We start from the raw sequence: 15,423 nt of genomic DNA, 5'->3' as shown, positions 1-15,423 counted from the left end.
AAATATAGTTTTATTTTTGCCGCGTAAAACCAAGATAAATTTCATCTTTTTTAAAACAGTTCTTTGTAATGATGTTGAGCAGGCGCCATATCCGTGTAAAAGTAATGCAAACACTTTATGCCTTTAAGGGGAGCGAAAGTGACGATTTTAGTAAAGACCAAAAGTTTTTGTTGTTTAGTATAGACAATATGTACAATTTGTATTTACTGCTGATGTCGTTATTGGTTGAAGTTCAGAAAAAAGCCGAGACCGACTTGCAAAAAAAGCAAAACAAACATTTGGCTACTAAAGAAGACAAAGATCCTAACAGAAAGTTCGTTAACAACCAATTGCTGAAGTTGATTTCTGAAAACGAATCGCTTAAAGATGCTTTTAAGGCCCATAATACAAATTATTGGGATTTGGACGATGAGTATGTAGATGTGATTTTTAAAGCCATAACGGCGAGCGACCTTTACAAAGAATACATGAAAACCAGAGTGTCTGATTTTAAAGAAGACAAAGAGTTTCTGGTTGATATTTTTAAAGAAATTATTGCGCCCAACGAAAAACTTTACGATTATCTGGAGGATAAAAACCTCACTTGGCTGGACGATTTGCCAACGGTAAACACCACAATTTTAAAGCTGTTGCGCAAAGCAAAGCTAACCAGCAACGAACACTTTTTTACTCCAAAATTATATAAAGATATTGACGACAAACAGTTTGCCATCGAACTGTTCCGAAAAACCCTTTTAAACCGTTCGGCCATTAATAAAGAAATAGAGGCCAAAACAAAAAACTGGGATACCGAGCGCATCGCATCTATAGATTATACTTTGTTGCAAATGGCCATTAGCGAGCTTAAAAATTTTCCGTCTATTCCTGTGAAAGTGACCATTAATGAGTATTTGGAAATTTCGAAAGAATACTCCACTCCAAAAAGCAGCATCTTTATCAATGGTATTTTAGATAAGTTGGTTAAGGAATACGAAGCCTCAGATAAATTGAATAAAGTGGGACGAGGGCTGATGTGATTTTGTTAAGAAAACCCGAAAAATTTTTAATCGGTTTTAATAATTCCTATTTTTGTTCACCTTAAAAATTAATAAGTCTATTTATGAAAAAAATAATTTTAAGCTTAAGTGCCTTATGTTTGGTAGCCTTTACCTCGTGTAAAGAAAATGCTGCTCAAAAAATTGAAGAAAGCAATGTTGCAGCCGCGGCCGAAAGAGATGCCGTATCCTCAAAATTTCCGGTAATTGAGTTCGATAAAAAAGAGCACGATTTTGGTGAAATTGAAGCCAAAACTGCTGTCGAAACGGTTTTTAGTTATAAAAATACAGGCGATGCGCCATTGGTAATTACCGATATTAAAAGTTCTTGCGGTTGTACCGTGCCACAAGATTGGAGCAGAGAGCCATTAGCTCCTGGAGATTCTGGAAAATTCACCGTGAAGTTTAACGGTAGCGGTTCAAACAAAATAACCAAAACCATTACGGTTACGGCCAATACCGAAAAAGGAAGCGAAATAGTTAAAATAACGGCGTTTGTAAAACCAGACCCAACTAAAGCAGAAGCTAAAAGCTAGTATATTATGGGAGAAGGATTAGGTGGTTTTTTACCAATAATTTTAATGTTTGTGGTAGTGTATTTTTTCATGATTGCACCACAAATGAAACGTGCCAAAAAAGAGAAAAAATTTGCGGCCGAACTAAAGCGTGGCGATAAAGTGGTTACCAAAAGTGGTTTGCACGGTAAAGTTGCAGATCTAAACGATAGGGACAACACTTGCGTTATTGAAACATTGGCAGGAAAGCTGAAGTTTGATAAATCGGCCATTTCAATGGAAATGAGCAGTAAGCTTAACGCTCCGGCAAAGCCATCAAAATAGAATAGCTCGTTTTTAAAAACTTAAAGCCTCCAATTATGGAGGCTTTTTTGTTTAACATTGTTTTATGATTATCCGATAGCTCGTAATTTGCTATTGGCCATAGGTTTTAGTAAATTTGCAAAACATGCGTAAAGGAATACACAAAAAACAAAATTACAGAATCTTCAATTTTAATTATCTGGTTTTCAGAATTCAATCTGAAAAATTTATTCCTCCGGCAAATTCAAATCATTAAATAGCGTATTTGCCTTTTTTATAAATCCAGTGCATTGGTTCTGTGATTTACTTTAATAATTTACCTCAATCATTTTTAAGTTTATCCTGTTTAATTTAGGTTGACCATAAAACAGAATACATGACAATTAAAACCTATGATGCTTTTTCAAGGCTATCCATTTTTGACATAAATCGTGTTACCAATTTTTTATTTCAAAATTTCGATCAGTTTAGGGATTCAAAAAGCGCAATAAGAAAATCTTTAATGTATGCCGCCAAGGAAATACCCGGCTTGGGTGGTTATGTGTTTGTTATGGAAGACAAAGATGAAATTTTAGGGGCCGTTGTGGTAAACCGAACCGGAATGAACGAGTACCTTTCAGAAAACATTTTAGTTTACGTGGCCGTTAAAAAAGAACTAAGAGGAAAAGGTTTAGGCAAGAAATTAATAGAGCACACCATAAAATATTGCAAAGGCGATATTGCTATTCACATTAACAAAGAAAACCCGGCCATTAACTTGTTTAAGGACAAAGGATTTAAGGCCAGAAATATAGAGATGCGGTTAGAAAGACCGTAACATTCAATTTAAAAAAAGAAAATACATGAAAATATTATATATAAAAAGAAATACAAAATACGAAAAACGATATACCTCTAAAATGGGAGAACTTACAACAAAAGTTACCTACATTAAACGCTATGTTTTGGGGCTTCCGGTAAAAACACTTCATAAATATCGTGAGACTTATTTTGGTGAAGTAAAAAGCTGTGACGACTGTATGCTGTTCATATAGTTTATTGGTAAAATTAACCATAAAAAAAGCACCTTTTTAGGTGCTTTTTTTAGTTATTTAAAAGAGTTTGATTAGAATTGGTAACGGATACCAAGCGCAATATCAAAATCTAAATCATCTCTGTAATCACCAAAACCAAATTCTGGTCTGGCATCAATTGAAATTACCAACGGAATGTCAAAGTTGTATTCGATACCAATGTCACCCGCAGCAAAAATAAAGGTTTCGCTGTCATCAAATCCAGCAGGTACGTTGTCAAAGCTATAAGAGCCAATACCGCCACCTACACCTGCAAACCAGTTGAAATTACCATCAAGAAGCCAAACCCATTGGTGCAAAGCAGCCAATTTAAAGCCATCGTAGCCATTACCGCTTCTTAATCCTAAATCTAATTCCAATCGGGTATCGCTACCCAATGCACGCTGATACGAGATTTCTGCTCCAAAACCATCGCTATCTCCTAAACGAAGTCCAATGGCATTCTCAGAAAAATCCTGAGCGTTTGATGTTATTGCAAAACCTAATACTGTTAGTGATAATAAAAATAATTTCTTCATAAAGTGTAAGTTTTAATGTTATTTGAATATACGATGTTTTGAACAGAATAGATCATTTTTGATCATCGTACTATTTTACAAAAATAGCATGCTCATTGTTATTATATTTAACAATTTTATAGTTTTATAAACAATTTAACAGCCAAATGACCTTAACGCCACATTTACAGGAACTAAGCAAATCGCTTACTGGAGAATTATTTTTTGACGACTTAATAAAATCGATTTATGCTACCGATGCATCGGTTTATAGAATGTTGCCATTGGCTGTGGCGTACCCAAAAAACAAAGAAGATTTAAAGCAACTTATTGCTTTTGCAAAGAAACACAAAACCTCATTGATCCCTCGTACGGCGGGTACTTCGTTGGCAGGGCAATGCGTTGGCGAGGGTATTGTGGTCGATGTTTCAAAACACTTCACCAAAATTATAAATGTAGATGAAAAGGCGAGAACTGTAACGGTTCAACCAGGTGTGGTGCGTGATGCTTTAAATAATTATTTAAAACCCATGGGCTTGTTTTTTGCGCCCAATACTTCCACTTCAAACCGTTGCATGATTGGCGGCATGGTAGGGAACAACTCTTCGGGAACTACCTCGATTCAATATGGCGTTACCCGCGATAAAGTTATTGAAATGCATACCATTTTAAGTGACGGCAGTGAAGTGGTTTTCGGGGAAATGGAGAAAGCAGAATTTGAAAACAAAACAAAAGCGAATAGTTTAGAAGGAAACATATATAAATCGATTTATTCTGAATTGGAATCAGAAGCAGCTCAGAAGCAAATTCGGGAAAATTTCCCAAAACCGGAAATACACCGTAGAAATACGGGCTATGCCATAGATGAACTGATAAACACCGAAGTTTTTTCAGAAACCAACGAAAAATTCAACATGTGTAAGTTGCTTTCGGGCAGTGAAGGTACGTTGGCATTCACTACACAAATCACGTTAAAATTGGACGTATTGCCTCCGCCAGAGGCCATTGTGGTCGCGGCGCATTTTAGCAGTATTAAAAATTGTTTGAATGCCGTGGCTTTGACCATGGAGCATAATTTGTATGCTTGCGAAATGATGGATAAAACCATTTTAGATTGCACCAAACAAAACAAAACCCAGTTTGAAAACCGACAGTTTATCGTCGATGACCCCAAGGCCATTTTAATGTGCGAAGTTCGGGCCGACACGGTTGAGGAGGTGAAGGTTTTAGCCGAAAATTTAATAAAGGACATTGAAGCGTCCAACCTTAGTTATGCCAACCCAAAACTAGCTGGCGACGATGTAAACAAAGCAAACAATTTACGAAGTGCCGGATTGGGCCTTTTAGGCAACATTATCGGAGATAAAAAATCAGCAGCCTGTATTGAAGATACGGCGGTGGCCTTACCCGATTTGGCCAATTATATTATGGAATTCGCCGAATTGATGAAAAGTTACGGGCAAGACGCCATTTATTACGCCCACGCCGGAGCGGGAGAATTGCATTTACGCCCCATTTTAAATTTAAAAAAATCGGAAGATGTGGCGCTCTTCAGAAAAATAACTACTGGTGTAGCGCACTTGGTAAAAAAGTACAAAGGTTCCATGAGTGGTGAACATGGCGATGGCATTGTACGCGCTGAGTTTATCCCGATGATGATTGGCGAAGAAAATTATGCTATTGTAAAACGCATAAAAACTGTTTTTGATGCCGATAATATTTTTAACCCGGGAAAAATTGTTGATGCTTACCCCATGGATAAATCCTTGCGTTATGAAGCTGATAGAGAAGAGCCGGAGGTAGAAACTTTACTTGATTTTTCAAAATCGTTGGGTATTTTAAGAGAAGCCGAAAAGTGCAACGGCTCGGGTGACTGCCGAAAATTGCCCGAATTTGGGGGAACGATGTGCCCCAGTTACCGAACCACACGAAACGAAAAAGATACTACAAGGGCACGTGCCAATGCGCTTCGCGAATTTTTGACCAATTCAGACAAAATAAATAAATTCGACCACGATGAGTTAAAAACCGTTTTCGATTTGTGTTTAAGCTGTAAGGCTTGTGCTAGCGAATGCCCAAGTAGTGTGGATGTGGCTGCTCTAAAGGCCGAGTTTCAATATCAGTACCAAAAAGCGAACGGTGTGCCTATGCGAACCAAATTATTCGCTTACAACAACAATTTGAACCGTTACGGGAGTGTGTTTCCGAAGTTGACCAATTTTATGTTTTCGAACGGAGTGACGTCTTCACTTTTAAAAAAGAGTTTCGGTATTGCGCCCCAGCGCCAGTTGCCTTTAATTTCGAACAAAAGTTTAACTGCTGAGTATAAAAACAGAGCAAAACATTGGACTAAAAAACAAACCATTAAAACAGTGTATTTGTTTAACGACGAGTTTACCAATTATTTGGATACGCCCATTGGTGTGGATGCGATTGAACTGTTGACCGCTTTAAATTATGAGGTGAAAATGGTTGCACATGCCGAATCGGGGCGTTCATTTTTGTCGAAAGGGCTGTTGGAACAGGCCAAAACAGTAGCCAATAAAAACGTTGCTATTTTCAAAGATTTGGTTTCTAGTGAAAGTCCACTTTTGGGCATCGAACCTTCGGCCATTTTAACCTTCCGCGATGAATACCTTAAGTTGGTCGACGATAAAGCTTCCGCTGAAAGCATTTCAAAAAATGTCTTTTTAATTGAAGAATTTATCCAAAGCGAAATAGAATTGGGGCATATAAAACCCGAGCAGTTTACTTCCGAAGTAAAAACGATTAAATTCCATGGGCATTGCCACCAAAAGGCATTGAGTAATCAATTGTCAACATTTTCGGTGTTAAATTTTCCCAAGAATTATAAAGTTACCATCATTCCAAGCGGTTGCTGTGGTATGGCAGGAAGTTTTGGTTACGAAAAGGAACATTATGAAGTAAGTATGAATGTGGGAGAGCAAACCCTATTCCCCGTGGTTAGAAAGGCATCAAAAGAAACGATTATTGCGGCCAACGGTACCAGTTGCAGGCATCAAATAAAAGATGGCACAAAGCGCAAAGCAAAACACCCTATTTCCATTTTACGGGAAGCTTTGCTTGATGATTGACTTTAAAAAGGATTTTTAGGAAAACCTTACGCACAAAATTTACTTTTTGGCATGTTGCTCAACAATGGTAATGGCGGCAATGAGGTCTTTTATTTCCATGTCAACAATTTCGTCCTCAACAATAAAAGGGGCGAGTTTGTCTTTGCTAAAATTGTAAACTTTCCAACGTTTAAATTGGTATTCCAAAGCGGTGAAATTTTCAACCCAATCACCAGAATTCAAGTACATGGTTTTCCCTTGCTTATTTTCTTTGTAAACCATTTTGGGTTGGTGTATGTGGCCGCAAACAACGTAATCGTATCCGTTTTCAATAGCCAAATCGGAAATAACGGTTTCGTAATCATTGATATATTTTACAGCGCCCTTTACGCCGTTTTTTATTTTTTTGGATAAGGAATAGCGTTCCTTACCGCGTTTTTCCAAGCACCAATTTACAAAGCGGTTGATTAGAATTAAAAGGTCGTAACCGTATCCGCCCAATTTGGCCAGCCATTTGGCATTCTGAATGGAAATATCGAAAACATCACCGTGAAAAAACCATGCCCGTTTGCCATCAAGTTCTAAAACCGCTTTATCAACAATAGAAATATTCCCTATAGTGGTGTTGCTGAATTTCCTTAACATTTCGTCATGGTTGCCTGTAATATAGATTACTTCAACACCGTTGGCAGCCATGTTCATTATTTTTTTGATAACCTTTAAATGAGGCTTCGGGAAATACCGTTTGCTGAATTGCCAAATATCGATAATGTCACCATTGAGTATGAGTTTTTTAGGTTCGATACTGTTTAAATAGGTGAGCAAATGCTTGGCGTGGCAACCATAGGTTCCCAAGTGAACATCGGATATTACAGCAATTTCAAGTTTTCTTTTAATCTTCAAAATAGTCGGCGATTGGTTTCTTACAAATTACACCATTTAGTATTATGTAAACATTATCTGATAATTATTTGTATGTCAGTATATTGTTAAGGCAGTGTTATTTAAAAGGACTGTTCGGTAAAGTAGTTCAATTATTAAACGCCGAAAATGGGAAACGAAAAACACAACGAAAAAATGAAATCTTTCAACAATAGAACACTGATAACAATGAGCTATATGCCAAAAAAACTTTATTTTAGCCGAAAAATTGAGAACTTATGGCTGGAAATTCCTTTGGAAAATTATTTAACCTAACAACTTATGGCGAATCGCACGGCTCTGCATTGGGTGGTGTAATTGATGGTTGTCCTCCGGGAATTGAATTGGATCTTGATGCCATTCAAAACGATTTGGCAAGGCGTAAACCTGGGCAATCGGCAATTGTAACACAACGTAAGGAGCCTGATGCCGTAAAGTTTCATTCGGGAATTTTTGAGGGTAAAACAACCGGTACTCCCATTGGATTTGTTATTGAGAACACCAACCAAAAGTCGCATGACTATTCGCATATAAAAGATAGTTACAGACCCAGCCATGCCGATTACACTTACGATAAAAAATACGGCTTACGTGATTACCGTGGTGGTGGGCGTAGTTCGGCGCGCGAAACGGCATGTAGGGTAGTGGCAGGTGCCATTGCCAAGCAAATTTTAAAAGATGTTGATATCAAAGCCTATGTGTCTGCTGTGGGAACCATGAAATTGGATAAGCCTTACACAGAGTTGGATCTCAACCAAATCGAGTCGAATATTGTACGTTGTCCGGACCAAAACATGGCTGCTGAAATGGAATCGTATATTAAGGAAGTACGCAGTAAAGGCGATACTGTTGGCGGCATAGTAAGTTGTGTGATTAAGCATGTGCCTGTTGGTTTGGGTGAACCGGTTTTTGATAAACTGCACGCCGAATTGGGAAAAGCCATGCTATCTATAAACGCCGTTAAAGGATTTGAATATGGTAGTGGGTTTCATGGTAGCACCATGTATGGTAGCGACCACAATGATGCCTTTAATAACGATGGCTCCACAAAAACCAACTATTCTGGAGGTATTCAAGGAGGTATAAGTAATGGTATGGACATTTATTTTAATGTCGCTTTTAAGCCTGTGGCGACACTGATCCAAAAATATGAAACTATAAATAAGGAAGGCAATACTGTTGAAATGCAGGGAAAGGGCAGGCACGACCCCTGTGTAGTACCAAGAGCCGTACCCATTGTAGAGGCTATGGCGGCATTGGTTTTGGCTGATTTCTACCTTATCAATAAAATGTATTGAGTTGAATACATTAAATAGTTAAAACAAAAATAGAAACAAAGCATTTTAATGGTTAAACATTAAATTATTGATAATTATACTTAAGGCCTTATGTGACAAAGCAGTACATAAGGCCTTTATTTTTGAAAAATTTTTAAAAAAATTCGACAAAACGCTTGTTTTTAACGATTAATTACATAGATTTGTACTTTAATCCCTTAAATCTTAACCATGAAATTAAAAATTTTCATTATCAGTTTTGGTCTGTGTTTAGTAACGGGCACAGGTTTTGCCCAAAAAAAGAAGGAAGCCAAAAGCATAATTAGTGAAAAGATCAGCATCAATAAATACCATAACAAGCAAGAACTTGATCGCATGCAAAAAGGTGAACTGATTGATCTTTATACAGAGCGTAACAAAGTTTTGGTAAGAACATTGCCTTACATTGCTTTTGCTACAAAGCCTGGTGTAACTATGACCACTTTGGGGATACCAAATGATTCTGATAACAGAAAAGGTTTGGATGATCAATTTGAAAATACAGATGACTATTTAGAAAAATCTACAGAGTTTCATAATGTGTATTTACCCTATTCTGATACTAAAAACTTAATTGCTGCTATTCTATTTTATGAAGAAATCATGAAATCGTTGCATCAATACAGCGAGTTCAGGTAACAGAGAACCTTTATTTTATTGATTTTACCAAACCATTTTTTGACAAATATTCAAGAGTAAACAGTGTTTTATTGTTACATACTTTGATGCCTACTTACAGTATATTCCTCTTTCATATTTTTTAAATACGTACAAAACAGTCTTTTATCGATGCTTTTAAGTCGTAAATTTGTTAAAAAAGTGTATTTCAACGAAATAATTGGTATTTCATGGGTTTTTTTGTATTTTTGGTTTATAATTTTAAGGAAAAATCGTGATGAGTTTAAATAATAAAATAAGATAACTATGAAAAACTTTACCCAAATCATTTTCATATTTCTTTTTGTAACGGGAAACCTCTTCTCCCAACAGGAAAAGGGGATAGTAGGTTCAGAAAATTGGCTTAACAATTGGACGGACTTTAAATCGACCCAATCAGATTATGGAGAACCTACAAAAATTTTGGCAGGAAATATTGCAGCAAACACCACTTTAGTAAAAGGTGAAGTGTACTTGTTGTTGGGTAGCGTATTTGTTACCAATGGAGCCACATTAACCATTGAACCGGGAGTGGTGATAATGGGCGATTACAAATCAAACGGATCACTTACCGTAACTAAAGGAGCTAAAATTATGGCCTCTGGTCTTCAAACAGACCCTATTGTTTTTACTTCAAACCGTACAGTGAAAAGGGCCGGAGACTGGGGAGGAATTGTTTTGTTGGGTGAAGCACCAACCAATAAATTCGGAAATGGTTCTGCAGTGAAATTTTACCCAGACCTTGTGCCTTCAAGTTATGCCAGTGCCAATTATGGTGGAGAAAACACAGCCGACAATTCAGGGATATTAAAATATGTTAGAATTGAATTTGCCGGAAAGCGCCTTGCTAATGGAGAACATTTTAATGGTTTGCTATTGGCCGGAGTCGGCGACACTACGATTTTGGAAAATGTCATGGTTTCTTATTCTGCAGGAAATGCAATTGAAGCTTGGGGTGGACAGGTAAATATGCTAAATATAGTGTCTTACCGATGCAGCAACAACGATTTCAAATTTAATTTTGGTGCTCAGTGTAACTTGACCAACTCTTTAGCGGTGCGTTCGCCTTACGTTTCGAACAGCACTGGGTCAAGGTGTTTAAAAGTGGCTTCTTATGAAAGAAAGGAAGATATCGATTTTTCTAAAAAGGCAACATCGGTAGTGGCTAAAAACATAACTTTCCTTAATGATAGCGATGATTTAGAAACCGATATAAAAATGGGGCTTGTAAAAGCTGCGGTGTATGTGGGCGACTATGCTTCTTTGGATATGAACAAAAGCGTTATTTCCGGATTCAATCCTGCTGTAATTTTAGAAGATAAAATTAGCATAAACCAAGAAAACTTGGAGAAAATAAAGTTTACTTCAATGTATTTCAACAATTGTAACGGAAATATTTTTGTTGAAAATAATGCTAATAACGAAGATTTGGAAAACTGGTACGGTAACAGTGCTTTTTTTAATGTGTATTCTAAAAGCTCAAACGCTGAAACCTTTATTGACATACGCAACGAAAGAAGACCGGATTTTAGATTACGAATCAACAAAATTATTGCTTCAAACGAGGTTGATCAAGACTTGAGAACAATTGATTAATGTTTATATAATTAGTGACGAATGCCCCAAATTTACTCACTTTCCTTTTTTATTTTATTCATGAATCTGGAAATTCTGTATGGCCCATATTAAGGTTAAAGAGATGATGTTTTAGGGTGTTTTTATTGAATAAAATAAAATTGTGCGGAAATGAAGAATGTTACTAAAATTAGTTTTGTTGTTCTGGTTTTGTTCCTGTCATTATCTCAGAGAGGCAACGCACAAATTGTTATAGGAAAACCAAGTTTAGGCTTTACCCAAGCCTGCGCCAGTCCTTCGTTTAACACGTACAATGTTACTTTTAGTTTTTCGTCAGATACAGCATTGAGTGGCTCTAATCAATTTATCATCGAACTTTCTGACGATAATGGCGATTTTACCAACGCCACAACTATTTATACCTCAAATGCTGGAGCGGTAACAACTTCGCCTGCGACATTAAGTTTTGCAATGCCAAACACCATGTCTGGTGAAGGCTATAAAATTAAAATAAAGAGTACGGCTCCCGCAGCATCAAGTACGCCTTCAAATGCTTTTGCGGCATATTATAAAATTCAAGATACCCCGTTTACCATAAACAATTTAATTGCAACAGGTACATTTTGTGCTGGAGGAAGTTATTTGCTGACGATTGATAGCAGAGTGGATGAGAACAACGATTCGCCACTTCAATACCCTTCACTCACTTACAATTGGTATAAAGAAACCAGCCCGACCACCTCTGTTTTTGTTGCTGAAGGCGCTACACTTTCGGTTAGCGAACCAGGCACTTATTTTGTGGAAACCAATTATGGCACCTGTACTTCCAATTCATTTTCAAACCGTGTAACCATCACTCAGGCCACTTCGCAAAGTTCATTCGAAATTAATTCCAGTAAAGGCAATCCATTTTGTTCCAGTGATGGCCCAACGGTTTTAAGTGCCGTTAATGGTAATAGTTACCAATGGTATAAGGATGGAGAGGCTATTGAAGGGGCTACTAATCAAATGTTCGAAACCGAAGAATCTGGAACCTATTTAGTATCCGTTGATTTGGGAGAATGCTCTACTTCGGCATCGATTGACTTAGATAGTACCGGGTTTTCCAGCAGTATAGATGCCAATGAGGTTGAAATGATTGACGAAAATGAAACGTTGGAAGTTACCGTTACCACCGATGCAAATAACCCTGAATTTGAATGGTATTTGAATGAATCGCTAATTACCTCGGTAACCACTAGCAGTTATGTTATCAGCCAAACAGGTAATTATAAAGTGGTGGTTAACCAAACGGCTGATTGTTTGTCTTCAACCGAACATAGTTTTATGGTGCAAAATCCGTTCCCCGATGTGGCCGAAATCCCTAATTTAATTAGTCCGGATGGAGATAGAGAAAACGATACTTGGGTTATACCACAGCAATACGTAAGTGGAACAAATACACAAGTTACCATTTTAAATGCCCAAGGGAAAGTAGTACTGCAAACCGATAATTACCAAAACAATTGGCCCGAAAATCAAATAGATTTTCAAGATATAACCCCAGTATATTACTACATCATAAAACCTCAAAACGGGAGCGAAAAAAAAGGCTCGATAACGGTTATAAAATAGCATGATAAAACGGGCTCTACATATTATTTTGTTTTTCTGTTTTTTACAGCAACTCTATCCTCAAAACGGCGATGGAGTTGTTGCGTTTGATATACCTGTTCGAAATTCGTTGAAATTCAATCGCCACATTATAAACCCAACTTTTAGTTTCGTTAGGGAGCAAAACAAATATTTAAGCTTTAACAACAAAAGGGAATGGGTGCAGTTTGATGATGCACCACAAACGTATTTGTTTGGTTATGCTGGCCGGTTTGATGAAAATATAGGTGCTGGTCTGTCACTTTTTCAACAAAATTATGGGGTAATGACCACCTTTGGCGGAGTAGCAAATTTTGCTTATAACGCAGTGTTCGATAGGGAAAGCAACCTAACCTTTGGCCTTAATCTTGGGTTTTATAAAAGTGGTATTAATGAAGGGAACGTGGTTACCAATTTCCCTGATTCTTCATTGGATGACGTACCTTCCCATTCTGTAATAACTGTTAACCCTGGGATAAATTATGGTACAGGATTTTTCGATTTTGGTGTATCAATCAACAATTTGGTTTCTTACAATTTATCTGAATCTAAAATGATAGAGGATAATCCAAAACAAGGGATTCAGGGACATATTATGTACACTGGTTATGTGGACAGCCGTGGATTTTTTGATGAAAGTAGGTTTACAGGATTGTTGCGTTCAGAATTTAGAAAGGAAGAAACTATTATTGCGGGCACGGTGATGTTAATGGTTCCAAAAGGTATTTGGGCACAAGCGGGTTACAATACACTTTATGGTATGTCGGCGGGATTGGGTTTGAATATTACAAGTCAAATAGCCATTGAATACAATTATGAAAATGCCATGGGCGATTTGTCCTCGTTTGGTAATTCGCACGACATTACAGTGGCCTACAAATTTAAAAACAGATACCGTTACAGTTATAATGGAGATGATGACGAGCAGGCTTTGTTGATTCCTAAACGAAAAACTTCAAGAAGAACAGTAGCAAGAAAAAGAGTGTCAAGACCTCAAACCAGAACAAGACAACAGGTTGCCAAAACAAATACGAATAGTACTAAGCAGTCAGACAATGTTTCTGAATTTAAAAATGAAGAAGTTAAGGAAGAACAGGCCCGATTGGCAGAAGAAGCTAGAGCAAAAGCAGAACAGGAAGAACAGGCCCGATTGGCAGAAGAAGCTAGAGCAAAAGCAGAACAGGAAGAACAGGCCCGATTGGCAGAAGAAGCTAGAGCAAAAGCAGAACAGGAAGAACAGGTCCGATTGGTAGAAGAAGCTAGAGCAAAAGCAGAACAGGAAGAACAGGCCCGATTGGTAGAAGAAGCTAGAGCAAAAGCAGAACAGGAAGAACAGGTCCGATTGGTAGAAGAAGCTAGAGCAAAAGCAGAACAGGAAGAACAGGTCCGATTGGTAGAAGAAGCTAGAGCAAAAGCAGAACAGGAAGAACAGGCCCGATTGGTAGAAGTAGCCAGAGTAAAAGCCGAGCAAGAAGAACAAACTCGATTGGATGAGGAAGCTAGAGTTAAAGCAGAACAAGAAGAACAAGTCCGTTTGGCCGAAGCAGCTAGAATAAAAGCAGAGCAAGAAGAACAAGCTCGATTAGCAGAAGCAGCCAGAGTAAAAGCGGAGCAGGAAGAACAAGCCCGTTTAGCAGAAGCAGCAAGGGTAAAAGCAGAAAAAGAAGAGCAGGCCCGATTAGCAGAAGAAGCTAGAGTAAAAGCAGAGCAGGAAGAGCAGGCCCGATTAGCAGAAGAAGCTAGAGTAAAAGCAGAGCAGGAAGAGCAGGCCCGATTAGCAGAAGAAGCTAGAGTAAAAGCAGAGCAGGAAGAGCATGCCCGATTAGCAGAAGAAGCAAAAGCAAAATCCGAAAATGAAGAAGACCCAAAAATTGAGACTGAGCAATTGGAGCCCATTGTAGTGGATGCTGCAACGCAAGAAATGAGCGATTTGGCAAAATCATCAACGGTTATTGAAACTGAACAGCAAGCCTTATTAGAACAACTTGTTGAAAAAGTTGCTATTAAACAAAAGGATCTGGAAGATTTGAAAAAAGAGAACGATTTAAGCGAGCAAGGTATTTATCAAGAGCCGAAGGCATTCAAAAGCGTTTCAGCCGAAAATGCTGCTTTAGAAGCTTTAAAAGCTGAAATGGATAACGCTATAACCATTCAAAATGAAAAAATTTCCGAATTGGAAGCCTTATATCAGGATAGATTTAAAAAGACCAGGGATAAGAATGACACCCTAGGGCAATCTTATTTAAAAACCATTTCCTCGTTAAAGCAAGAGCAGGCAAAAATTGTTCAGTCTAAAGAAGATTTGTATACCACGTTGTCCGAGATAAAAGTAGCCACGGAGATTGAAAGAAAACGCAGAATTAAACGAGCGCTTTATGATAACCAAGAAGATCGCTACAACAAAGATAGAGCGGCCTTACAGCGTATTAAAAAGTTTACCAAACCTAGTGATGTGGCTTTAACTTCGGAAGATTTCGACAGTGGTGAAGAACTTAGCAACATTCAAATTGTAAAGGATGTGGCTCATGCCGATAAAGGTTATTATTTAGTTGTGGCTGTTCACAGTGATGTGAATAAACGCGATGATTTTTTAACCAAGGCAGTTGCTGCAGGACGCACCGATATCAACTTTTTCTTCGATGTAAATACTAGCAAATATTATATATATTACGAAAAATTTGATGATGTAAACCGAGCCAGATTAGCTATCGAAAATAAAGGTACAGAACCATATAACAGTAAAATGTCTATGGTAAAAATTGAAAAATAAATGAAGTAAAATTACAGATGATAATTTCTTTTTGAAAAGCCCCAATGAGAAAAGAA

Annotated in this window: 13 protein-coding genes; 11 read left to right on the top strand and 2 right to left on the bottom strand. The window is 37.6% G+C overall.

The features are described from left to right. The first annotated feature begins 104 nt into the window (after nucleotides 1–104). The 5 genes from nusB (at nucleotide 105) to HC176_RS08845 (ending at nucleotide 2,886) form a co-directional block, all read left to right on the top strand. A complete protein-coding gene (gene nusB, locus HC176_RS08865; RefSeq protein WP_167917839.1) occupies nucleotides 105–1,016 on the top strand; it encodes a transcription antitermination factor NusB in 912 nt (303 codons plus the stop codon). 83 nt (nucleotides 1,017–1,099) lie between these two features. Continuing rightward, entirely contained in the window at nucleotides 1,100–1,570 is a 471-nt protein-coding gene (locus tag HC176_RS08860) for a DUF1573 domain-containing protein (RefSeq protein ID WP_167917838.1), read from the top strand. A 6-nt stretch (nucleotides 1,571–1,576) separates the two neighbouring features. Beyond that, nucleotides 1,577–1,873, top strand: coding sequence for a preprotein translocase subunit YajC (gene yajC / locus HC176_RS08855; protein ID WP_167917837.1), 297 nt, complete (start codon nucleotides 1,577–1,579; stop codon nucleotides 1,871–1,873). 355 nt (nucleotides 1,874–2,228) lie between these two features. Beyond that, on the top strand, nucleotides 2,229–2,669 hold the full coding sequence (locus tag HC176_RS08850; RefSeq protein ID WP_167917836.1) for a GNAT family N-acetyltransferase: 441 nt from the start codon (nucleotides 2,229–2,231) through the stop codon (nucleotides 2,667–2,669). Nucleotides 2,670–2,694: 25 nt separating this feature from the next. Continuing rightward, nucleotides 2,695–2,886: a hypothetical protein gene (locus tag HC176_RS08845; RefSeq protein ID WP_167917835.1), complete on the top strand. Its 192-nt coding sequence runs from the start codon at nucleotides 2,695–2,697 to the stop codon at nucleotides 2,884–2,886. A 71-nt stretch (nucleotides 2,887–2,957) separates the two neighbouring features. On the opposite strand, the gene HC176_RS08840 is transcribed toward HC176_RS08845, so the two are convergent. Continuing rightward, nucleotides 2,958–3,443, bottom strand: coding sequence for a hypothetical protein (locus HC176_RS08840; RefSeq protein ID WP_167917834.1), 486 nt, complete (start codon nucleotides 3,441–3,443; stop codon nucleotides 2,958–2,960). 146 nt (nucleotides 3,444–3,589) lie between these two features. On the opposite strand from HC176_RS08840, the gene HC176_RS08835 reads away from it, so the two are divergent. Further along, entirely contained in the window at nucleotides 3,590–6,517 is a 2,928-nt protein-coding gene (locus HC176_RS08835) for an FAD-binding and (Fe-S)-binding domain-containing protein (protein ID WP_167917833.1), read from the top strand. Nucleotides 6,518–6,556: 39 nt separating this feature from the next. Here HC176_RS08835 and HC176_RS08830 read toward each other — a convergent pair whose 3' ends face one another. After that, on the bottom strand, nucleotides 6,557–7,399 hold the full coding sequence (locus tag HC176_RS08830) for a UDP-2,3-diacylglucosamine diphosphatase (RefSeq protein WP_167917832.1): 843 nt from the start codon (nucleotides 7,397–7,399) through the stop codon (nucleotides 6,557–6,559). A gap of 257 nt (nucleotides 7,400–7,656) precedes the next feature. Here HC176_RS08830 and aroC point away from each other — a divergent pair, with 257 nt between their 5' ends. From aroC to HC176_RS08805, 5 genes are all read left to right on the top strand, one after another. Next, complete coding sequence (gene aroC, locus HC176_RS08825; protein ID WP_167917831.1) at nucleotides 7,657–8,715, top strand: chorismate synthase; 1,059 nt, start codon at nucleotides 7,657–7,659, stop codon at nucleotides 8,713–8,715. A 210-nt stretch (nucleotides 8,716–8,925) separates the two neighbouring features. Then, a complete protein-coding gene (locus HC176_RS08820; RefSeq protein WP_167917830.1) occupies nucleotides 8,926–9,372 on the top strand; it encodes a hypothetical protein in 447 nt (148 codons plus the stop codon). 285 nt (nucleotides 9,373–9,657) lie between these two features. Beyond that, nucleotides 9,658–10,986 carry a hypothetical protein gene (locus tag HC176_RS08815; protein ID WP_167917829.1) on the top strand — a complete coding sequence of 443 codons (1,329 nt, stop codon included), beginning with the start codon at nucleotides 9,658–9,660 and terminating at the stop codon, nucleotides 10,984–10,986. Nucleotides 10,987–11,136: 150 nt separating this feature from the next. Beyond that, the gene (locus HC176_RS08810; RefSeq protein WP_167917828.1) at nucleotides 11,137–12,579 is read left to right on the top strand and encodes a T9SS type B sorting domain-containing protein; all 1,443 of its coding nucleotides are present in this window, start codon (nucleotides 11,137–11,139) and stop codon (nucleotides 12,577–12,579) included. 1 nt (nucleotide 12,580) lies between these two features. Continuing rightward, a complete protein-coding gene (locus HC176_RS08805; RefSeq protein WP_167917827.1) occupies nucleotides 12,581–15,367 on the top strand; it encodes a PorP/SprF family type IX secretion system membrane protein in 2,787 nt (928 codons plus the stop codon). Nucleotides 15,368–15,423: the final 56 nt, after the last annotated feature.

The organism is Tamlana crocina (assembly GCF_012037625.1).
This window is presented reverse-complemented; position numbering and strand designations above follow the sequence as displayed.